The sequence below is a fragment of the Achromobacter sp. DMS1 genome (genome assembly GCF_001270295.1).
In genome coordinates, this window is sequence record NZ_LHSJ01000039.1 from 1 (window position 1) to 20,458 (window position 20,458).

A 20,458-nucleotide genomic window follows, 5' to 3' on the forward strand; every position below is an offset into this window, starting at 1 on the left:
CTTGCCGCGCGCCGCTGGCCGCGCGCCGCTTGCCACCTGCGGCGCACTGCATTCTTCGATAAACGGGCCTCCCGGTGCCAGCCGGAGGCCCGTCGCGCTGCCGCGCGCCGTCACTGCTCATCGCGTTTGTCCTTATTGTTGTTGTCAACGTTGCCGTTTGCGCCGGTCCTCCCGGCGGCGCAGGATGCGGGCGGCCGGCCGGCAACCCGTCCTCGGGCAGGGGCTCCCGCCGCCGGTACGGCCGTGCGCTATACTTCCAAGGTTTTGTTGCCGCGCACCATGCGCGGGCCGCCACCCCGCGGGTCGTCCGGCGGGCCCTGTTACATGCCGTTTTACCGCTAAGCCCATACCGCTAAGCCATGACAGGCCAGTCGTTCAACGCCCGCACCGCAGGCCACTAGCATGCCCTTGCCACCGCCGGATTGTCCTCGCCAGCCGCTGCACACGCGTTCCATACGCGTGCAGTCCTACGCGCGCGACGACGGCCTCTGGGATCTCGAAGCCGAGCTCATCGACGTCAAGGCGTACGATTTCCCCAAGCAGAACGGCGAGGTCTTCAAGGCCGGGCGGCCCATCCACCACATGCACCTGCGCATCACCATCGATGGCGATTTCACCATCGTGGCCGCCCGCGCCGCGTACGACGCCGCGCCCTACGGCGGTCATTGCATGGCCATCGAACCGGCTTACACTGACCTGGTCGGCATGAACCTCCTCAAGGGATTCCGGCGCCAGGTCAAGGAGCGCTTCGGCCACGTCGCGGGCTGTACGCATATGACCGAGCTGTCGCAGGTGCTGCCCACGGCGGCGGTACAAACCATGGCAAACCGGCGCCGGCAGCAGGCCGAGCCGGACCGCCGGCCTTTCCAGCTCGACGGCTGTCATGCCTTGCGGACCGACGGGCCGGTCGTGGCTGAGCACTATCCCAGGTGGTACACAGGGGACAGCGCTGAGGCATCGGCCGATTCGTCCTCCGATTCACCTTCTCTTTCTCATTCGTCCTGACAGGTAACACATGAAAATCCACGAGTATCAAGGCAAGGAACTGCTGAAGCAATTTGGCGTCCCCGTGCCGCGCGGGATCCCCGCTTTTTCCGTCGACGAGGCCGTGGCTGCCGCTGAAAAGCTGGGTGGACCGGTGTGGGTCGTCAAGGCGCAAGCCCGTCGCGCTGCCGCGCGCCGTCACTGCTCATCGCGTTTGTCCTTATTGTTGTTGTCAACGTTGCCGTTTGCGCCGGTCCTCCCGGCGGCGCAGGATGCGGGCGGCCGGCCGGCAACCCGTCCTCGGGCAGGGGCTCCCGCCGCCGGTACGGCCGTGCGCTATACTTCCAAGGTTTTGTTGCCGCGCACCATGCGCGGGCCGCCACCCCGCGGGTCGTCCGGCGGGCCCTGTTACATGCCGTTTTACCGCTAAGCCCATACCGCTAAGCCATGACAGGCCAGTCGTTCAACGCCCGCACCGCAGGCCACTAGCATGCCCTTGCCACCGCCGGATTGTCCTCGCCAGCCGCTGCACACGCGTTCCATACGCGTGCAGTCCTACGCGCGCGACGACGGCCTCTGGGATCTCGAAGCCGAGCTCATCGACGTCAAGGCGTACGATTTCCCCAAGCAGAACGGCGAGGTCTTCAAGGCCGGGCGGCCCATCCACCACATGCACCTGCGCATCACCATCGATGGCGATTTCACCATCGTGGCCGCCCGCGCCGCGTACGACGCCGCGCCCTACGGCGGTCATTGCATGGCCATCGAACCGGCTTACACTGACCTGGTCGGCATGAACCTCCTCAAGGGATTCCGGCGCCAGGTCAAGGAGCGCTTCGGCCACGTCGCGGGCTGTACGCATATGACCGAGCTGTCGCAGGTGCTGCCCACGCGGCGGTACAAACCATGGCAAACCGGCGCCGGCAGCAGGCCGAGCCGGACCGCCGGCCTTTCCAGCTCGACGGCTGTCATGCCTTGCGGACCGACGGGCCGGTCGTGGCTGAGCACTATCCCAGGTGGTACACAGGGGACAGCGCTGAGGCATCGGCCGATTCGTCCTCCGATTCACCTTCTCTTTCTCATTCGTCCTGACAGGTAACACATGAAAATCCACGAGTATCAAGGCAAGGAACTGCTGAAGCAATTTGGCGTCCCCGTGCCGCGCGGGATCCCCGCTTTTTCCGTCGACGAGGCCGTGGCTGCCGCTGAAAAGCTGGGTGGACCGGTGTGGGTCGTCAAGGCGCAAATCCATGCGGGCGGCCGCGGCAAGGGCGGCGGCGTGAAGCTCGCCCGCTCGCTGGACGAAGTCCGCAAGCTGGCCGGCGAAATCCTCGGCATGCAGCTGGTCACGCACCAGACCGGCCCCGAGGGCCAGAAGGTCCGCCGCCTCTACATCGAAGAAGGCGCCGACATCCAGAAGGAATACTACGTGTCCGTGGTCACCGACCGCGCCACGCAGAAGGTCGCCTTCATCGCCTCCAGCGAAGGCGGCATGGACATCGAGGAAGTGGCCCACTCCCACCCCGAGAAGATCGTCACCGAGTACATCGACCCGCTGGCCGGTCTGACCGCCGAGCAGGCCAGGAAGATCGCCGACGCGATCGGCATGCCCGCCGAGTCCACCGCGCAGGCCGTCGACGTGTTCCAGAAGCTCTACAAGTGCTACATGGAAACCGACGCCTCGCTGGTCGAGATCAACCCGCTGAACCGCGACAGCAAGGGCAACATCATCGCCCTGGACGCCAAGTTCAACTTCGACTCCAACGCGCTCTTCCGCCATCCTGAAATCGTCGCCTACCGCGACCTCGACGAAGAAGACCCCGCCGAAATCGAAGCCAGCAAGTTCGACCTGGCCTACATCCAGCTCGACGGCAACATCGGCTGCCTGGTGAACGGCGCCGGCCTGGCCATGGCCACCATGGACACCATCAAGCTGTTCGGCGGCGAGCCCGCCAACTTCCTGGACGTCGGCGGCGGCGCCACGGCCGAGAAGGTCACCGAAGCCTTCAAGATCATGCTCAAGAACAAGGGCGTGAAGGCCATCCTGGTCAACATCTTCGGCGGCATCATGCGCTGCGACGTCATCGCCGAAGGCGTGATCGCGGCTTGCAAGGCCGTCAACCTGAACGTGCCCCTGGTCGTGCGCATGAAGGGCACCAACGAAGAACTCGGCAAGAAGATGCTGGCTGACTCGGGCCTGCCGATCATCAGCGCCGACACGATGGCCGAAGCCGCCACCCGCGTCGTAGCCGCCGTCAAGTAAAAAATTGCCAAGGATTCACAAATGTCGATTCTGATCAACAAGGACACCAAAGTCATCACCCAGGGCATCACGGGCAAGACGGGCCAGTTCCACACCCGCATGTGCCGCGAGTACGCCAACGGCAAGGCCGCTTTCGTGGCCGGTGTGAACCCCAAGAAGGCCGGTGAGGACTTCGAAGGCGTGCCCATCTACGCCTCCGTGAAGGAAGCCAAGGCCGACACCGGCGCCACCGTGTCCGTCATCTACGTGCCGCCGGCGGGCGCCGCCGCCGCCATCTGGGAAGCCGTCGAGGCCGAACTGGATCTGGTCATCTGCATCACCGAGGGCATTCCCGTGCGCGACATGCTCATGGTGAAGAACCGCATGAAGGACAAGGGCAGCAAGACGCTGCTGCTGGGCCCCAACTGCCCCGGCCTGATCACCCCCGACGAAATCAAGATCGGCATCATGCCCGGCCATATCCACCGCAAGGGCCGCATCGGCATCGTCAGCCGCTCGGGCACCCTGACGTACGAAGCCGTGGCGCAGGTCACCGAGCTGGGCCTGGGCCAGTCGAGCGCCGTGGGCATCGGCGGCGATCCCATCAACGGCCTGAAGCACATCGACGTGCTGAAGATGTTCAATGACGATCCCGACACCGACGCCGTCATCATGATCGGCGAAATCGGCGGCCCGGACGAAGTGAACGCCGCGCAGTGGGCCAAGGACAACATGAAGAAGCCCGTGGTCGGCTTCATCGCCGGCGTCACCGCGCCTCCCGGAAAGCGCATGGGCCACGCCGGCGCGCTGATCTCCGGCGGCGCCGACACGGCCGACGCCAAGCTGGAAGTCATGGAAGCCTGCGGCATCCGCACCACGCGCAATCCCTCCGAAATGGGCAAGCTGCTCAAGTCGGTGCTGTAACGCGCAGCGTCGCACACGAAAAACCCGCCATCCGCGATGGCGGGTTTTTTTTCGCGCGCGCTGCCGGCGCAATGGCGCATGCGGCCCTGCCCGCGCGGGTTCCGCCCGCAGACCGGCCGCGGCTTTCCCGAGGGTTTTTCCCCGCTGCTTTCCATTTCCTAGGGGAAACCCTCGTCCACATCGCGTCGGCCAACCATACGGAAAGCTGAACGAAACTATAATGAAAGCAAAACCGACACGCGCCAGCAAGTCAGAATGCCGCCGGGCTCGCACCAAGGCGGTCAGCGTGTCCTTGTCTTTTTCATCCATTCATTTGGTTTTTCGTCCTAGGGGGATCACATCTAGGAAAGAGAGGGTATGGAACTCAGTTCAGCGGCATTCTGGATAGCGTTGCTTCAGATCATTTGGGTCAACATCCTGCTATCAGGCGACAACGCCGTGGTCATCGCGCTGGCGGCGCGTTCGCTGCCTCCGGCGCAACAGAAAAAAGCGATTGTCATCGGCTCGGCCGCGGCGATCATCATGCGTATCGTGCTGACCCTGGTTGCGGCAAAGCTTCTGCTGCTGCCTTGGCTGAAACTCATCGGCGCGCTGCTGCTCGTGTACATCGGCGTTTCGCTGCTGCTGCCGGAAGGCGAAGACGAAGGGGGTGGCAAGGAGCATGGCAGCCTGCTCGTCGCGATCCGCACCATCATGATCGCCGACCTGGTCATGAGCCTGGACAACGTGGTGGCGGTGGCCGCCGCGGCCATGGGCGACACCACGCTGCTGGTGCTGGGCCTGGCCATCAGTATTCCGCTGGTCATCTTCGGCAGCACGCTGCTGCTCAAGGTCATCGAACGCTTTCCCATCATCGTGTGGGTGGGCGCGGCCCTGCTGGGTTTCATCGCAGGCGAACTGCTGGTGGGCGATCCGGCGCTGCAGGAGCCCGTGGCGCGCATCGACGCGGCGCTGGGCGTGACGCAGCACGACTTCGCGCTGATCGCGGGAGCGCTGGGCGCGGTGCTGGTGCTGGCGCTGGGCAAGATCATGCTTGGCCGCCAGAAAGCCGCATCCGAAGCCTGACTGAAAGCTGAATTACAATAATGGTTTCTGAATTACCCCGCCGCCCTCGAAAGCGGCGGGCGCCGGTGCGGGACCGGCCTTTCTTTTCATAAATACCTTCGGGGGTTCGACGTGCTTGAGTTTTTCCAGACGCTGAGTTGGGCGGCGGTTTTCCAGATCATTCTTATCGACATCCTGCTCGGCGGTGACAACGCGGTGGTCATCGCGCTGGCGTGTCGAAACCTGGCGCCCAAGCAGCGCATGCAAGGCATCCTGTGGGGCACCGCGGGCGCCATCATCCTGCGCGTGGTGCTCATCGCCTTCGCCCTGTCGCTGTTGAACGTGCCGTTCCTGAAGGTGGTCGGCGGCGTGCTCCTGCTCTGGATCGGCATCAAGCTCCTCATCCCGGAAGAAGACGCCCACGGCAACATCAAGGGCGGCACCTCCATCCTGGCGGCGGTCAAGACCATCATCATCGCCGATTTCGTGATGAGCCTGGACAACGTCATCGCCATTGCCGGCGCGGCGCAGAATGCGCACGCCGATCACCAGATCGGCCTGGTGGTGTTCGGCCTCATCGTCAGCGTGCCCATCATCATCTGGGGCAGCACGCTGGTGCTCAAGCTGATCGACCGCTATCCCCTGGTCGTCACCCTGGGCGCGGGCCTGCTGGGCTGGATCGCGGGCGGCATGCTGATCACCGACGTGTTTGTGGTTCGTCAATTCGGCGAACAGCGCGCCGTGGCGCCGAAATACCGTCACCCGCAAACAGGCGAAACCTGGAGCGGCCGCGGCAAGGCGCCGCGCTGGCTCGCCGCCGAAGAAGCCAATGGCGCCTCGCGCGAGAGCTTCCTCATCAAGGAATGAAAGCTTTTTGAAAGAAAATCGGCGCACCGTTCCGGTGCGCCGATTTTTTATTAACATTGCAATGATCCGGCGGCCTGCCGCGCTTTATTGCAGCGGGTATTCCACCTCGCGCTCGGCGCCATTATTGCCGGGAAAATTATCAAATATTGCACGCGTCAGGTAAGGCATCATGCGCAGCAGGTCGCCCCGGTCGCTCAATATATAGGCGGTGGAGCGGTAGACCTCCTTTCCGCCCCGCTGCGTATCGCGGATCTGCAGCGTAAGCGAATTGCGATACGCCACGGCGGGCACGTCCACCCAGGCCGGCCCCCAGTATCCGCCATAGGGCGCCCAGGGCCCCGGCCCGTAGAAGCCGCCATAACCGTATCCGTAGCCGCCGTAGAAATACGGATCGTACGGACGCCGCACCGTGACCTGGGTCTGGCTGGCGCCATAATGGAAACTCACGTCGAAGCGGGCAGGCGCGCCTGCGGGCGCCTCCACCAGGCCGGTCGCCCCGATGGCGGCGCGCACCGTGTCCTGGAAAGACTGGTACTCGAGATTGTTGGTTTGAGACGCGTCGGCCGGTACGAAACGGTATGTCTGGCCCTCGACGCCCGCCGGCCATTGCTGGAATGAGGTGACGTGAGCGGAAACCGACGGCGCGGCGCACCCGCTGAGCGCCACCGCCCCCAGCACCGCGAATATGCCCGCGCACCGCCAGGCTCCGGATTTCGACAACCACGACATTTGCTGCTCCTTCACGCGCGTTGGCGCCATGATACCGAGGTTGGACATGCGGGGGCGCCAAAAGTTTTGCCCGTGGATCGCGCCATGGCCGGCATTGCGCCGGGCTCGGCCAAATGGCCTCCGGCGCGGCGGACGGGCACCCACTACAATTGGGATTCTTCCCTCATTCCGGACGGCAATTCCATGCGTACCGATACACCCATCACCGTTTACCGCAAGGATTATCAGCCCTACCCCTACGAGATCCCCGAAGTCGACCTGAGTTTCGACCTCGCGCCCGAGTCCACCGAGGTGCGCAGCATCATGCAAGTCAGGCGCAAAGCCGACGCCGGCAACGACGCGGCGCTGGTCCTGGACGGCGAGGAACTGGAGCTGGTCTCGGTGGCGGTGGACGGCCAGCCCCTGCCCCCGGAACGCTACAGCCTGACCGGACACAGCCTTACCCTCCATGGCCTGCCTTCCGAGTGCCGGGTGGAAACCGTGAGCCGCTGCCGGCCCGACGCCAACTCCACGCTCATGGGACTTTACGTCTCGGGCGGCAATTTCTTCACCCAGTGCGAAGCCGAGGGCTTTCGCCGCATTACCTGGTTCGCCGACCGGCCCGACGTCATGTCGCGCTACCGCGTCACGCTGCGCGCCCCCGGCCGGTATCCTGTGCTGCTGTCCAACGGCAACCTGGTGGCGGCGCGCGCCCTGCCCGACGGACGCAACGAGGTGCAATGGGAAGATCCGTTTCCCAAGCCCTGCTATCTCTTCGCCCTGGTGGCGGGCAACCTGACGCACCGCGAAACCCGCGTGCGCACCGCCAGCGGGCGCGAGGTGCTGCTCCAGGTCTACAGCGACCCCGGCTCGGAAACCAAAACGGAATGGGCGCTGGACTCGCTGGTGCGCGCCCTGCGCTGGGACGAGACACGCTTCGGGCTCGAGCTGGATCTGGACCGCTTCATGGTGGTGGCCGTACATGACTTCAACATGGGCGCCATGGAGAACAAGGGCCTCAACATCTTCAACGCGGCCTACGTGCTGGCCGACGCCGAAACGGCCACCGATGCCAACTACGAGGGCATCGAATCCGTCATCGGACACGAGTACTTCCACAACTGGACGGGCAACCGCGTAACCTGCCGCGACTGGTTCCAGCTCAGCCTCAAGGAAGGGCTCACGGTTTTCCGCGACCAGGAATTCAGCGCCGACATGATGGCGCGCGGCCTGGACGCCACGGCGGCGGCCAGCGCCCGCACCGTCAAGCGCATCGACGACGTGGTGGCGCTGCGGGCGGCGCAGTTCCCCGAGGACGCCGGCCCCATGGCGCACCCCATCCGCCCCGAGAGCTACCAGGAAATCGGCAACTTCTACACCGCCACGGTCTACGAGAAAGGCGCGGAAGTGATCCGCATGCAGCATACGCTGCTGGGCGAGGAAGGCTTTCGCGCGGGCATGGACGAGTATTTCCGCCGCCACGACGGCCAGGCCGTCACCTGCGACGATTTCGTGGCCGCCATGGAATCGGTCTACATGCGCCAGCATCCGGGCCGCGATCTTTCCGTGTTCCGGCGCTGGTACCGCCAGGCGGGCACGCCGCGCGTCACGGTGAAGCTTGAGCACGACGCGGCCGCGCGCCAGTGCAAGGTGACGCTGTCGCAGGAATGCGCGCCGGTCGGCGTGGAGAAGAAGGCCGGCCCGGACTACGTGAAGGCGCCCTTCCACATTCCGTTCGCCATCGGCCTGCTCGACCGCGAAGGCAGGCCGCTGCCGTTGCGCCACGAAGGCCAGGTCCGCGACACGGCCCTGCTGGAACTCACCACCGAGAGCCAGCAGTGGGTGTTCGACGACATCGACGCGCCGCCGGTGCCCTCGCTGCTGCGCGACTTCTCCGCCCCCGTCATCGTGGTCTACGACTGGACCGACGAGGAACTGGCGCTGCTGTCGGCGCACGACCCCAATCCGTTCGCGCGCTGGGAAGCCGGCCAGGAACTGGCCACGCGGCAGATCCTGGCGCTGGCGGGCGCCGCGCCAGGCGGGCCGCACGCTGCACGCGGCCCCGGCCTTCATCGCCGCCTGGCGCGCCCTGCTCACCGACCCGTCCCATCGACGCGGCCTACCGGGCGCGGGCACTGGCGCTGCCGTCGGAGAAGACCCTGGCCGAACGCATGCAAGCGATCGACCGCCGGCCCTGGCGGTGGCGCGCGACTTCCTGCGCGCCGAGCTGGGCAGGCAGCTCCAGGCCGACGTTCCGCGCCGCTCGACGCCAACCACGACGCCCGGCCCCTACCAGCCCCGCCCCCGAGCCCGCGGGCAAGCGCGCCCTGAAGAACCTCGCGCTGGCCCACCTCATGGCGGCGGGCGAGCACGAAGCGCAGCGGCTGGCCCGGCAGCAGTACGAGCAGGCCGGCAACATGACCGACAGCCTGGCCGCGCTCGGCGCGCTGCTGAACTACGGCCATGGCGAGTACCCGCAGCAGGCGCTCGCCGGCTTCTACGCGCGCTGGAAGGACAACCCCCTGGTGGTGGACAAATGGTTCAGCCTGCAGGCCACGGCGCGCCACGCCACCGTGCAGACCGCGCGCGAGCTCATGTCGCACCCGGCGTTCACGCTGCGCAACCCCAACCGCGCGCGCGCGCTCATCTTCCAGTTCTGCCTGAACAACGCGCGCGGCATGCACCATCCGGACGGCTCGGGCTACGCGTTCTGGGAAGAACAGGTGCTGGCGCTGGACGCGCTCAACCGCCGAGATCGCGGCGCGCCTGGCGCGCGCGCTGGACAACTGGTCGCGCTACGTGCCGGCCCTGCGCGCCCCCATGCAGGCGGCGCTGCAGCGCGTGCAGGCCCATGAGGGCCTTTCGCGCAACGTGCAGGAAATCGTATCCAAGGCTTTGGAATTCGCAGCATAGGAGAACCCTCTTGAAACGCAAAACCCTCACCCAATACCTGGTGGAGCAGCAGCGCTCCGCCCAGGCGCTGGCGCCCGAAGTGCGCCTGCTCATCGAAGTCGTGGCGCGCGCCTGCAAGGCCATCAGCCATGCCGTCAGCAAGGGCGCGCTGGGCGGCGTGCTCGGCAGCCTGGAAAGCGAGAACGTCCAGGGAGAAGTGCAGAAGAAGCTGGACGTGCTGTCCAACGAGATCCTGCTCGAAGCCAACGAATGGGGCGGCCATCTCGCGGCCATGGCCTCGGAAGAGATGGAAACCATCCACCTCATCCCGAACCGCTATCCCAAGGGCGAATACCTGCTGCTGTTCGATCCGCTGGACGGCTCGTCGAACATCGACGTCAACGTGTCCATCGGCACGATCTTCTCCGTGCTGCACGCGCCCCATGACGTGTCCGGCTCGTCGCCGGTCACCGAGGAAGACTTCCTGCAGCCCGGCAGCAAGCAGGTGGTCGCAGGTTATGCCGTGTACGGGCCGCAGACCATGCTGGTGCTGACCATCGGCAAGGGCGTGATGGGTTTCACGCTGGACCGCGAAATGGGCTCGTGGGTGCTCACGCACGAGAACATCCGCATTCCGGAAGACACCAAGGAGTTCGCCATCAACATGTCCAACATGCGGCACTGGGCCCCGCCGGTCAAGCGCTACATCGACGACTGTCTGGCGGGCAAGACGGGCCCCCTGGGCAAGGACTACAACATGCGCTGGATCGCGTCCATGGTGGCCGATGTGCACCGCATCCTGACGCGCGGCGGCATCTTCATGTACCCGTGGGATGCACGCGAGCCGGGCAAGGCCGGCAAGCTGCGCCTCATGTACGAAGCCAACCCCATGAGCTTTATCGTCGAGCAGGCAGGCGGCGCGGCCATCGACGGCGCCCAGCGCATCCTGGACATCCAACCCGAGAAGCTGCACCAGCGCGTGAGCGTGATTCTCGGCTCCAAGAACGAAGTCGAGCGCGTGGGCCGCTACCACGCCGAGGCCCGGCAGGGCTGAGGCCGCGCCGCGGGCCCGCGCCCCACGAAAAAAGCCCTGGCGCAGATGCGCCAGGGCTTTTTTTCGCGAAGCCGCGGGAAAGGCTATTTGACCTCTTCCATGCCTTTCACGTCGTCCTTGTTGATCTGGACCTTCTTGCCGTCCTTGTCGTATTCGTACATGCCGGAGTCCTTGTTGTACTTCGGCTCGTCGGGCGCCACGTCCGAGCTGCCGTCGCGGTGCTGGATGACCGTGGGCGACGAGCACGCGGCCAGCGAACCGGCGCAAGCGATCATCAGGGCGAGCGTCATCGTCTTCAGATTCATGGGGCTGTTCTCCGATCTGTGAACTAACGTTTTCACTGTATCCGACCCCAAAACCCAATTCATTGCGGGTTCCGCTCAAAATGCGTGAGAACGTAAATGGCGCGGCGGCCCCGCCGCGCGCCCGCCGCCCCGGGAAAGCGGCCAGGAAAACCCCTCCGCCGCGCGCCGGACGGGTTGTCACAACGTACACATGCGGCAAGCGGCGATTACACCTTGGCGTGCGCCTCGATGTAGCGGCGCACGGCGTCCGCGTCGCAGTCCATGACTTCCACGCGCTGCGGCCGCAGCTCCAGGTCCGGCCAGCGCCGCCGGCGGCGTGGCCGGACGGCCCAGCGCCTCTTCGATGGTGTCCGAGAACTTGGCCGGCAAGGCGGTTTCGAGCACCACCATGGGCACACCCTCTTCCACGTACAGCCGGGCCACCTTCACGCCGTCCGCGGTGTGCGGATCGACCAGCACGCCGGTCTCGTCATAGGTGGAGCGGATGGTGGCCAGGCGGTCGGCATGCGTGCTTGCGCCGGCCACGAAACCGAAGCGGGACTCGAACTCCGGCTTCAGGGCCGAGAGGTCGAAGCTGCCCCGCGAGCCCAGTTCGGCCCACAGCGCCTTCACGCGGCCAGGGTCGCGGCCCACCAGGTCGAACACGAAACGCTCGAAGTTCGAGGCGCGCGAGATGTCCATGGAGGGGCTGGACGTGGCGTAGGTCTGCTCGGCCGGGCGCGGGCGGTATACGCCGGTGCGGAAGAACTCCTCCAGCACGTTGTTCTCGTTGGTGGCCAGCACCAGGCGACGCACCGGCAGCCCCATGCTGCGCGCGATGTGGCCGGACAGGATGTTGCCGAAGTTGCCCGAGGGCACCGCGAACGACACCTGCTGGCCCGGGCCGGCGGTGGCGCGCAGCCAGCCATGGAAGTAGTACACCACCTGCGCCGCGATGCGCGCCCAGTTGATGGAGTTCACCGCGCCCAGGCGATAGCGCGTCTTGAATTCCAGGTCGCCGGCCAGCGCCTTGACGATGTCCTGGGCCTGGTCGAACACGCCGCGCACGGCGATGTTGTGGATGTTCTCGTCTTGCAGCGAGTACATCTGGGCGCGCTGGAAGGCGCTCATGCGGCCATGGGGCGAAAGCATGAACACCGCCACGCTCTTCTTGCCGCGCAACGCGTACTCGGCGGCCGAGCCCGTGTCGCCCGAAGTCGCGCCCACGATGTTGAGCGTCGTGCCGCGGCGCTCGAGCACGTACTCGAACACCTGGCCCAGGAACTGCATGGCCATGTCCTTGAAGGCCAGCGTGGGGCCTTCGGACAGCCCCAGCAGCGACAGCCCGCCGTCCAGCGGGCGCAGCGGCACGATGTCCTCGCTGCTGAAAACCTGCTGGTTGTAGGCGGCGCGGGTCAGGCGGCGCAGGTCTTGCGCGGGGATGTCGGTGGCGAAGAGCGAGAGCACTTCGTAGGCAAGGTCGGCATAGCGCAGGCCGCGCCAGGACTCCAGCGTGCCGGCCGGCACCTGCGGCAGCGACTCGGGAATCGCCAGGCCGCCGTCGGGAGCCAGGCCCTCGAGCAGGATGTCCGAAAACGGCTGGGCAGCCATGCCGCCGCGGGTCGAGATGTATTTCATGTCAGGTTTTCCACGCGCAGCCGGGTCACCCGGGACCGCACGAACGGCAGCGCCTCGATACGCTCGATGGCCTGGTTGACGTTGCCTTCCAGCGCCTCGTGCGTCAGGAAGATGATATCGGCCCCGCCGATGTGCGAAGGCTGCTGGATCATGGAGCCGATGGAAATGGCGCGGTCGGCCAGGATGCGGGCGATGTCGGCCAGCACGCCCGGCTGGTCGTCCACGCGCAGGCGCAGGTAATACGACGTGCTCACCTGCTCGATGGGCAGGATGGGCGTATCCGACATGGCATCGGGTTGGAACGCCAGGTGCGGGACGCGGTTGCCCGGATCGGCCGTGTGCAGGCGGGTGACGTCCACCAGGTCGGCCACCACCGCCGAAGCGGTGGGCTCCTCGCCGGCGCCCTGGCCGTAGTACAGCGTGGGCCCCACGGCGTCGCCCTTGACGAGCACGGCGTTCATGGCGCCCTCGACGTTGGCGAGCAGCGCTCGGCCGGCACCAGCGCCGGGTGCACGCGCAGCTCGATGGCTTCGGCGCGGCGGCGCGTTGATGCCCAGCAGCTTGATGCGGTAGCCCAGCCGCTCGGCATGCGCGATGTCTTCCTGGGCCAGTTGCGAAATGCCTTCGATGTGCGCGCGCTCGAACTGCACCGGCACGCCGAAGGCCAGCGAGGCCAGCAGCGTGAGCTTGTGCGCGGCGTCCACGCCCTCGACGTCGAAGGTGGGGTCGGCTTCCGCGTAGCCCAGGCGCTGCGCCTCGGCCAGCACCTCGGCGAACGGCAGCCCGCGCGAGCGCATTTCGGAGAGGATGAAATTGGTGGTGCCGTTGATGATCCCCGCCACCCACTGGATGCGGTTGGCCGTGAGGCCTTCGCGGATGGCCTTGATGATGGGCACGCCGCCCGCCACCGCGGCCTCGAAGGCCACCATGACGCCGCGCTCGGACGCCGCGGCGAAGATCTCGTTGCCGTGCTTGGCCAGCAGCGCCTTGTTGGCGGTGACCACGTGCTTGCCCTGCGCGATCGCTTCGAGCACCAGCTCGCGCGCCAGCGTGTCGCCGCCGATCAGTTCGACCACGATGTCGATGTTGGGGTCGCGCACCAGCGCATGCACGTCGGTATCGACCAGGATCGAGTCGCCCACGCGGGTGCGCGCCTTGGCCACGTCGCGCATGGCGGCGCGCGTCACCTCGATGCGGCGGCCGGCCCGGCGCGCGATCTCCTCGGCGTTGCGCGACAGCACGGTCCACGTGCCGCCGCCCACCACGCCAAGCCCGAGCAGGCCGACTTTCATGGGATTCATCGCGGCGCCCTCTGCGGGCGGGCGTTGAGGGGAATTCATTTCAGTTCTCCATATTGCTACGCGAAAAGCAACACACTTGGCAACACCACGCGAGGCCGCGCGGAGCCGGCCTCGCCGGTCCGCTGCGGCGCCCCTTGAGGGGGAAGCGCGCAGCGCTGCGGGGGTGGGCTCTACCGCAGCAATCCGTCCTTGCGGAACATGTCTTTGATGCCGCGCACCGCCTGGCGGGTGCGCTGCTCGTTTTCGATGAGAGCGAAGCGCACGTATTCGTCGCCGTACTCGCCGAAGCCGATCCCGGGGGAAACGGCCACTTTCGCATCCGACAGGACGCGCTTGGAGAATTCCAAAGAACCCATCGCCCTGTAGGGCTCGGGGATCTGCGCCCAGATGTACATGGACGCCTTGGGAATCTCCACATTCCAACCTGCTTCGTGCAGCCCGCGCGCGAGCACGTCGCGGCGGCTCTGGTACTGGGACACGATTTCCTTCACGCAGTCCTGCGGGCCGTCGAGCGCGGCGATGGACGCCACCTGGATGGGGGTGAAGGTGCCGTAGTCGTGATAGCTCTTGATGCGGGCCAGCGCGCCCACCAGCTCGCGGTTGCCCACCATGTAGCCGATGCGCCAGCCAGCCATGTTGTAGCTCTTGCTCATGGTGAAGAACTCGACGGCCACGTCGCGCGCGCCGGGCACCTGCATGATGGAAGGGGCCACGTAGCCGTCGAACGTGATGTCGGCATAGGCCAGGTCATGCACGACGAGGATGTCATGCTCCTTGGCCAGCGCCACCACGCGCTCGAAGAAGGAGAGGTCCACGCACTGCGCCGTGGGGTTGCTGGGAAAGCCCAGCACCATCATCTTGGGCTTGGGAATGGATTCGCGCACCGCGCGTTCCAGCTCCTCGAAGAAATCCACGCCCGGCGTCATGCGCACCGAACGGATGTTGGCGCCGGCGATGACCGCTCCGTAGATGTGGATGGGATAGCTGGGGTTGGGCACCAGCACCGTGTCGCCGCGGTCCAGCGTAGCCAGCATGAGGTGGGCCAGGCCTTCCTTGGAGCCGATGGTGACGATGGCTTCCGAGTCGGGGTCGAACTCCACGTCGTAGCGGCGCTGGTACCAGTCGCAGATCGCCTTGCGCAGCCGCGGAATGCCCTTGGACACCGAATAGCCGTGCGTGGTGGGCCGGGTGGCGGCTTCCACGAGCTTGTCCACGATGTGCTTGGGCGTGGCGCCGTCCGGGTTGCCCATGGACATGTCGATGATGTCTTCGCCCCGCCGCCGGGCCGCCATCTTGAGCTCGCCGGTAATGTTGAAAACGTACGGAGGCAGGCGCTCGATGCGGGAGAACTTCCTCATGATGGGAATCCTTAGGCGTAGGGGAAGAGAAGACAGTCGGAATGAAAGAATCAGCGGGCAACAGGCAACGGGCCGGAAACACCGGAAAAGCCGCAGGCCGGAAAAAACGGGGAGCGAAGCGCCCCCGCGCCGGCGGACCGGCGCGGCATTTGCACCGCAGCAAAACCCTGTAATCTAGCGCAAGCGCGTCCCTGCGGCAAATGAGGCGCGCAGGCGCCCCGGCCCCAGTGGATACCCTGCAACATGCGGTCATTCCGATGCGCTATCATCGGGCACATAAAGCCGGAGTTTTTATTGAAGCTGCACACCGATCCTGCGACAGGCGCTCTGAATACCGTCACAGCCTATGGCGACGGTTACATCGAGGTCAACCAGGTACGTTTTTCCCACTCGGTCGCCTTCGGTCCCGAAGGCGACGTCCTCCAGTGGCCTGTAGAGGCCGTGGCCGACATCACCTCCACCCTCCTGCGCCAGGCCGCCGGGCTGTCCGAGCCCGTGCGCGACCCCCTGGCCTTTCTCGATGAGCCCGAGGCCGACGCGGCGCCCGGCCGTCCGGCCAACGCGCCCGAGGTGCTGCTGGTGGGCACGGGCGCGCGCCAGCATTTCCTGCGCCCCGACGTGCTCCGTCCCCTGCTGGCCATGGGCATCGGCGTGGAAACCATGGACACGCACGCCGCCTCGCGCACCTACAACATCCTGATGGCGGAGGGCCGGCGGGTCGTCGTCGCCCTCATTCCTCCCAACGGAGACCCCCAGAAATGACGCCGATCATAGGCAAGCCCGCCCCCCTGTTCACCGCTGAAAGCACCATAGGCCCGATCAGCCTGGAGCAGTGCCAGGGCCGCGCGGTCATCCTCTATTTCTATCCCAAGGACAACACGCCGGGCTGCACCACCGAAAGCCAGGACTTCCGCGACCTGCACGCGGAGTTCCTCGCCGCCAGCGCCGTGGTGATCGGCATCTCGCGCGATTCGCTGAAATCGCACGAGAACTTCAAGGCCAAGTACGACCTTCCCTTCCCGCTCATCTCCGACGCCGACGAAACCGTCTGCAACCTGTACGGCGTCATCAAGCAGAAGAACATGTACGGCAAGCAGGTGCGGGGCATCGAGCGCAGCACCTTCCTGATCGACGCCTATGGCGTGCTGGTGCAGGAGTGGCGCGGGGTGAAAGTGCCCGGCCACGCCAAGGAAGTCCTGCAGGCCGCCAAGAGCATCGGCTAGCCGCCCGTGATCGAGAAGCAAGAAAAGAACCAGGCCCAGCGCCCGTTCCCGCCGGAAGCAGCCGCCATCCGGCGTGAACCCGGGCGCTAGCCGGACCCACAGGAGAGTGCTCATATGCCGCTTCCGAAGTTGCCCACCCGCCCCGCAGCCATCCTGACTTTCCCCACGGGCGAATCCGCCCGGGGCGCCGCGCGCGGCGCCAAGAACAAGGCCGCGGCCCAGGCCGCAGGCGAAGACGAGGCGACCTGCAGGTCCAACCCGAACTCGAGGGCATGTCCGTGCCGGCGCGCAAGGCCCAGGCACCCGTCCCGGCCCGCTCGCCCGCCAGCCAGCCGGCCCCGGCGCCCGCCGAGCCGCCCGCCCGCCAGGCCAGGACCGCCACGACAGCCCGCCGCGGCAAGCCCCGCCCGCAGAACGAGCCCCGCAAGCTCTTCGTGCTGGACACCAACGTGCTGCTGCACGATCCGAGCTCGCTCTTCCGCTTCGAGGAACACGACATCTTCCTGCCGATGATGACGCTGGAAGAACTCGACCACCAGAAGAAAGGCATGTCCGAAGTGGCGCGCAACGCGCGCCAGGTCAGCCGTTCGCTGGACGCCCTGGTGCAGGACGCCTCGAAGCTCGACGAGGGCCTGGACCTGTCGGCCCTGGGCAACAAGGACGCCACGGGCCGGCTCATGTTCCAGACCACGGCCATCCACAGCACCCTGCCCTCCGACCTGCCCATGGGCAAGGCCGACAACCAGATCCTGGGCGTGGTGCGCGCCCTGCAGGAGAAATACCCGCAGCGCGAGGTGGTGCTGGTGTCCAAGGACATCAACATGCGCCTGAAGGCCCGCGCGCTGGGCATGGCCGCCGAAGACTATTACAACGACCACGTCCTCGAAGACTCCGACCTGATGTACACGGGCGTGATGCAGCTGCCCGAGGACTTCTGGAACAAGCACGGCAAGGACGTCGAGTCCTGGCAACAGGGCGGCACCACGTTCTACCGCATCCACGGCCCGCTGTGCTCGCAGTTCGTGGTCAACCAGTTCGTCTATTTCGAGGGCCAGATGCCGCTGTACGCGCAGGTGCGCGAAGTCAGCGGCAAGATGGCGGTGCTGGCCACGCTGCGCGACTACACCCATGGCAAGAACGCGGTCTGGGGCATCACGGCGCGCAACCGCGAGCAGAACTTCGCCATGAACCTGCTGATGAACCCCGAATGCGACTTCATCTCGCTGCTGGGCCAGGCCGGCACGGGCAAGACGCTGCTGGCGCTGGCCGCGGGCATCACGCAGGTGCTGGAAACCAAGCGCTACACCGAGATCATCATGACCCGCGTCACGGTGCCGGTGGGCGAAGACATCGGTTTCCTGCCGGGCACGGAAGAAGAAAAGATGCTGCCCTGGATGGGCGCGCTCGAGGACAACCTCGACGTGCTCAACATGGGCGATGGCGAAGGCAACGGCGACTGGGGCCGCGCGGCCACCATGGACCTCATCCGCTCGCGCATCAAGGTGAAGTCGCTCAATTTCATGCGCGGCCGCACCTTCCTGAACAAGTACCTCATCATCGACGAGGCGCAGAACCTCACGCCCAAGCAGATGAAGACGCTCATCACGCGCGCCGGACCCGGCACCAAGGTGATCTGCCTGGGCAACATCGCGCAGATCGACACGCCCTACCTCACCGAGGGCAGTTCGGGCCTGACGTTCGTGGTGGACCGCTTCAAGGGCTGGCCGCACGCGGGCCACGTGACGCTGCAGCGCGGCGAACGTTCCCGCCTGGCCGACTACGCGGCCGAGGTGCTGTAGCCTCCTGCCCGCCGAAGGCAGAAAAAAACGGGCCAGCATGCGCTGGCCCGTTTTTTTCGCGTCCGCGCGGCCTTATTGCGCCGCGTTGGTAATGGCGTTGCCGGCCCGCGAGACGTCCTTGCCCATGCCGGCCACGGTGTTGCAGCCGGCCAGGACGAATCCAAAGACCAGGAACGCGGTCAGCACGATTTTCGCGCGCATCTTCGACTCTCCTGAAACAAGAAAACGTTCCGCCAGGCTCAGACGATCTGCACGCGCAACTCGCCCAGCCCCTCGACGCCGCCCGTGAGCACGTCGCCCTTCGCCACGGCGCCCACGCCTTCGGGCGTGCCCGTGAAGATGAGGTCGCCGGGCCGCAGCTCGAACAGGCCGGACAGGTAGGAGATGCTCTCGGGAATGTTCCAGATCATCTGGGAGATGTCGCTGGACTGCTTGCGCTCGCCGTTGACGTCGAGCCAGATCGCGCCCTTTTCGAGGGTGCCCACCACGCTGCGCGGGTGGATGGGGCCCAGCGGGGCGGAAAAATCGAAGGCCTTGCCCACTTCCCAGGGACGGCCCTGCTTCTTCATTTCGCCCTGCAGGTCGCGGCGCGTCATGTCCAGGCCCAGCGCGTAGCCCCACACGCATTCGTTGGCCTGCTCCACGGGAATATCGCGCCCGCCCTTGCCCAGCACCACCACCAGCTCCATTTCGTAGTGCAGGTTGGAGGTCTTGGGCGGATACGGCATCTTGCCGGTTTCGCCGTCGGCCACGCTCAGCACGGCGTCGGCCGGCTTGCAGAAGAAGAACGGATCCTCGCGTCCGGTAAAGCCCATTTCCTTGGCGTGCTCGGCGTAGTTGCGGCCGACACAGTAGACGCGGCGCACGGGAAACCGCGCGGCGCTTCCGGCAACGGGAACCGCGGTCAGCGGCTGGGGAGGCAATACGTAGTCCATAATCTCAATCAACCTGTGACGTGTACATGACCGGAAACCGGCGGCAAAAAATCCATCCGCGAGTTTATCCGTTTCCGCGGCCTCGGGCTCGCCTTGTTTTGTTCAGGAAAACGTAGGCATTTCGGGGGGCCGAAGGCACCGCGGCGCGGCGGCGGCCGGCCCATGCCAGCCGCGGCCGCGCCGCGGTGTCCAAGCGAGCCGGAGCGTTTCAGGCGCTCTTGCCAGCGTAGCGCTCGGCGCTCTTCACGATTTCCTCGTGCGCCGCGTCCAGGCCCTTCCAGCCCTTGACCTTGACCCACTTGCCCTTCTCGAGGTCTTTGTAGTGCTCGAAGAAATGCTGGATGCGCGAGATGTCTTCGGCGGGCAGGTCTTCGTAGGACTTGATGTTGCGGTACGGGGGGTACAGCTTCTCGATGGGCACCGCCAGCAGCTTGGCGTCGCCGCCCGACTCATCGTCCATTTCCAGCACGCCGATCGCGCGGCAGCGCACGACCGCGCCGATCTGGATCGGGAACGGCGTGATGACCAGCACGTCGGCCGGGTCGCCGTCTTCCGAGAGGGTCTGGGGGATGTAGCCGTAGTTGCACGGATAGTGCATGGCCGTCAGCATGAAACGGTCGACGAAAATCGCGCCCGTTTCCTTGTCGACCTCGTACTTCACCGGGTCGGCATTCATGGGGATTTCGATGATGACGTTGAAATCTTCGGGCAGCTTCTTGCCGGGGGACACGCGATCGAGACTCATGGTTCAGCCTTGTTGTCTGTATGAAGAAAAATCAGTGCTCGTCCTTGAAGGGCGGCTTGGTGGCGGGTATGGGCGCGGACGGCTCGGCATCGGCCGCGGGCCTGGACGAGGGCTTGGCGCCGGCCGCCGGCGTGGGCCCATAGGTGGGCACCGGATCGTCGAACGCGGCGGCCGGAATCGGCGCGCTGTCGAAATACTCGTCCAGGTCCGAGGCGCCGCCCGGCCACGGGCGCGTCTTCGGGGGCCAGCGCCTATGTCGCGCTGGTCTTGCTGGCGCGCGCGTCGGGATCGAGCACGTAGTCCGAGGCGGAAGCCGCCACGGCCGGCGCCACGGGCGGGTAATCGCCGGCCGCAGCACGTCGGCATCGGTGTCGGACAGGCCCACCGCATAGCCGCCTTCGGCATCGAGGTGATGGGGATCGGAGCCGGTGTCGGCGGCCGGCAGCGCCGCGTCGGCGGC

17 protein-coding genes and 6 pseudogenes are annotated in these 20,458 nt (G+C 66.1%); 14 read left to right on the forward strand and 9 right to left on the reverse strand.

The window, feature by feature from the left end; translation table 11 throughout:
* Positions 1–402: 402 nt before the first annotated feature.
* From AD428_RS07010 to AD428_RS07035, 7 genes and pseudogenes are all read left to right on the forward strand, one after another.
* A complete protein-coding gene (locus AD428_RS07010; RefSeq protein WP_053244646.1) occupies positions 403–1,005 on the forward strand; it encodes a DUF2889 domain-containing protein in 603 nt (200 codons plus the stop codon).
* A gap of 10 nt (positions 1,006–1,015) precedes the next feature.
* Positions 1,016–1,159, forward strand: a pseudogene (locus AD428_RS24530) (ATP-grasp domain-containing protein); the annotation flags it as partial.
* A gap of 315 nt (positions 1,160–1,474) precedes the next feature.
* Positions 1,475–2,076: pseudogene (locus AD428_RS07015) on the forward strand (DUF2889 domain-containing protein).
* A gap of 10 nt (positions 2,077–2,086) precedes the next feature.
* Positions 2,087–3,247 (forward strand): ADP-forming succinate--CoA ligase subunit beta, encoded by a 1,161-nt coding sequence (gene sucC, locus AD428_RS07020; protein ID WP_053244647.1) that lies wholly within the window; start codon positions 2,087–2,089, stop codon positions 3,245–3,247.
* A 21-nt stretch (positions 3,248–3,268) separates the two neighbouring features.
* Positions 3,269–4,150: a succinate--CoA ligase subunit alpha gene (gene sucD, locus AD428_RS07025; RefSeq protein ID WP_053244648.1), complete on the forward strand. Its 882-nt coding sequence runs from the start codon at positions 3,269–3,271 to the stop codon at positions 4,148–4,150.
* Positions 4,151–4,507: 357 nt separating this feature from the next.
* On the forward strand, positions 4,508–5,215 hold the full coding sequence (locus AD428_RS07030) for a YjbE family putative metal transport protein (RefSeq protein ID WP_053244649.1): 708 nt from the start codon (positions 4,508–4,510) through the stop codon (positions 5,213–5,215).
* 111 nt (positions 5,216–5,326) lie between these two features.
* Positions 5,327–6,061 (forward strand): YjbE family putative metal transport protein, encoded by a 735-nt coding sequence (locus tag AD428_RS07035; protein ID WP_082308300.1) that lies wholly within the window; start codon positions 5,327–5,329, stop codon positions 6,059–6,061.
* An 84-nt stretch (positions 6,062–6,145) separates the two neighbouring features.
* On the opposite strand, the gene AD428_RS07040 is transcribed toward AD428_RS07035, so the two are convergent.
* Positions 6,146–6,790, reverse strand: coding sequence for a DUF4136 domain-containing protein (locus tag AD428_RS07040; protein ID WP_053244658.1), 645 nt, complete (start codon positions 6,788–6,790; stop codon positions 6,146–6,148).
* A 183-nt stretch (positions 6,791–6,973) separates the two neighbouring features.
* On the opposite strand from AD428_RS07040, the pseudogene pepN reads away from it, so the two are divergent.
* The 4 genes and pseudogenes from pepN to AD428_RS07050 form a co-directional block, all read left to right on the forward strand.
* Positions 6,974–8,791: pseudogene (gene pepN / locus AD428_RS07045) on the forward strand (aminopeptidase N); the annotation flags it as partial.
* 137 nt (positions 8,792–8,928) lie between these two features.
* Entirely contained in the window at positions 8,929–9,624 is a 696-nt protein-coding gene (locus AD428_RS29330; RefSeq protein ID WP_369798716.1) for an aminopeptidase N C-terminal domain-containing protein, read from the forward strand.
* The gene (locus AD428_RS29335; protein WP_369798717.1) at positions 9,578–9,682 is read left to right on the forward strand and encodes an aminopeptidase N C-terminal domain-containing protein; all 105 of its coding nucleotides are present in this window, start codon (positions 9,578–9,580) and stop codon (positions 9,680–9,682) included. Before AD428_RS29330 ends, AD428_RS29335 begins: the two co-directional genes overlap by 47 nt.
* A 10-nt stretch (positions 9,683–9,692) precedes the next feature.
* Entirely contained in the window at positions 9,693–10,715 is a 1,023-nt protein-coding gene (locus tag AD428_RS07050; RefSeq protein ID WP_053244650.1) for a class 1 fructose-bisphosphatase, read from the forward strand.
* Positions 10,716–10,798: 83 nt separating this feature from the next.
* Here AD428_RS07050 and AD428_RS07055 read toward each other — a convergent pair whose 3' ends face one another.
* The 4 genes and pseudogenes from AD428_RS07055 to alaC all read right to left on the reverse strand — a co-directional run bounded on the left by AD428_RS07055 (position 10,799) and on the right by alaC (position 15,296).
* Positions 10,799–11,020, reverse strand: a complete 222-nt coding sequence (locus AD428_RS07055) for a YgdI/YgdR family lipoprotein (protein WP_053244651.1) — start codon at positions 11,018–11,020, stop codon at positions 10,799–10,801.
* 206 nt (positions 11,021–11,226) lie between these two features.
* Positions 11,227–12,637 (reverse strand): annotated as a pseudogene (thrC, locus tag AD428_RS07060) (threonine synthase).
* Positions 12,634–13,977 carry a homoserine dehydrogenase gene (locus AD428_RS07065; protein ID WP_235489343.1) on the reverse strand — a complete coding sequence of 448 codons (1,344 nt, stop codon included), beginning with the start codon at positions 13,975–13,977 and terminating at the stop codon, positions 12,634–12,636. The pseudogene thrC and the gene AD428_RS07065 overlap by 4 nt, the downstream one beginning before the upstream one ends.
* A gap of 131 nt (positions 13,978–14,108) precedes the next feature.
* Positions 14,109–15,296 (reverse strand): alanine transaminase, encoded by a 1,188-nt coding sequence (gene alaC, locus AD428_RS07070; protein WP_053244652.1) that lies wholly within the window; start codon positions 15,294–15,296, stop codon positions 14,109–14,111.
* Between the two features lie 294 nt (positions 15,297–15,590).
* Between alaC and AD428_RS07075 the strand changes: the two genes are divergently transcribed.
* From AD428_RS07075 to AD428_RS07085, 3 genes and pseudogenes are all read left to right on the forward strand, one after another.
* Positions 15,591–16,058, forward strand: a complete 468-nt coding sequence (locus AD428_RS07075; protein ID WP_053244653.1) for an Mth938-like domain-containing protein — start codon at positions 15,591–15,593, stop codon at positions 16,056–16,058.
* Entirely contained in the window at positions 16,055–16,519 is a 465-nt protein-coding gene (locus AD428_RS07080) for a peroxiredoxin (RefSeq protein ID WP_053244654.1), read from the forward strand. Before AD428_RS07075 ends, AD428_RS07080 begins: the two co-directional genes overlap by 4 nt.
* Positions 16,520–16,633: 114 nt before the next feature.
* Positions 16,634–18,318, forward strand: a pseudogene (locus tag AD428_RS07085) (PhoH family protein).
* A gap of 72 nt (positions 18,319–18,390) precedes the next feature.
* On the opposite strand, the gene AD428_RS07090 reads toward AD428_RS07085, so the two are convergent.
* From AD428_RS07090 to AD428_RS07105, 4 genes and pseudogenes are all read right to left on the reverse strand, one after another.
* Positions 18,391–18,519 (reverse strand): entericidin A/B family lipoprotein, encoded by a 129-nt coding sequence (locus tag AD428_RS07090; protein ID WP_053244655.1) that lies wholly within the window; start codon positions 18,517–18,519, stop codon positions 18,391–18,393.
* 38 nt (positions 18,520–18,557) lie between these two features.
* On the reverse strand, positions 18,558–19,253 hold the full coding sequence (locus tag AD428_RS07095; RefSeq protein ID WP_053244656.1) for a fumarylacetoacetate hydrolase family protein: 696 nt from the start codon (positions 19,251–19,253) through the stop codon (positions 18,558–18,560).
* A 208-nt stretch (positions 19,254–19,461) separates the two neighbouring features.
* Entirely contained in the window at positions 19,462–19,998 is a 537-nt protein-coding gene (gene ppa / locus AD428_RS07100; protein WP_053244657.1) for an inorganic diphosphatase, read from the reverse strand.
* A 31-nt stretch (positions 19,999–20,029) separates the two neighbouring features.
* A pseudogene (locus AD428_RS07105) lies at positions 20,030–20,458 on the reverse strand (heme biosynthesis HemY N-terminal domain-containing protein); the annotation flags it as partial.

Bases quoted from the DNA above. Each gene is read 5' to 3' on its own strand.
- sucD (WP_053244648.1), top strand. From the start codon at position 3,269: ATGTCGATTCTGATCAACAAGGACACCAAAGTCATCACCCAGGGCATC.
- AD428_RS07065 (WP_235489343.1), bottom strand. From the start codon at position 13,977: ATGAATTCCCCTCAACGCCCGCCCGCAGAGGGCGCCGCGATGAATCCC.
- AD428_RS07030 (WP_053244649.1), top strand. From the start codon at position 4,508: ATGGAACTCAGTTCAGCGGCATTCTGGATAGCGTTGCTTCAGATCATT.
- ppa (WP_053244657.1), bottom strand. From the start codon at position 19,998: ATGAGTCTCGATCGCGTGTCCCCCGGCAAGAAGCTGCCCGAAGATTTC.
- AD428_RS07010 (WP_053244646.1), top strand. From the start codon at position 403: ATGCCCTTGCCACCGCCGGATTGTCCTCGCCAGCCGCTGCACACGCGT.
- AD428_RS07095 (WP_053244656.1), bottom strand. From the start codon at position 19,253: ATGGACTACGTATTGCCTCCCCAGCCGCTGACCGCGGTTCCCGTTGCC.
- sucC (WP_053244647.1), top strand. From the start codon at position 2,087: ATGAAAATCCACGAGTATCAAGGCAAGGAACTGCTGAAGCAATTTGGC.
- AD428_RS07055 (WP_053244651.1), bottom strand. From the start codon at position 11,020: ATGAATCTGAAGACGATGACGCTCGCCCTGATGATCGCTTGCGCCGGT.
- AD428_RS07080 (WP_053244654.1), top strand. From the start codon at position 16,055: ATGACGCCGATCATAGGCAAGCCCGCCCCCCTGTTCACCGCTGAAAGC.
- AD428_RS07090 (WP_053244655.1), bottom strand. From the start codon at position 18,519: ATGCGCGCGAAAATCGTGCTGACCGCGTTCCTGGTCTTTGGATTCGTC.
- alaC (WP_053244652.1), bottom strand. From the start codon at position 15,296: ATGAGGAAGTTCTCCCGCATCGAGCGCCTGCCTCCGTACGTTTTCAAC.
- AD428_RS07040 (WP_053244658.1), bottom strand. From the start codon at position 6,790: ATGTCGTGGTTGTCGAAATCCGGAGCCTGGCGGTGCGCGGGCATATTC.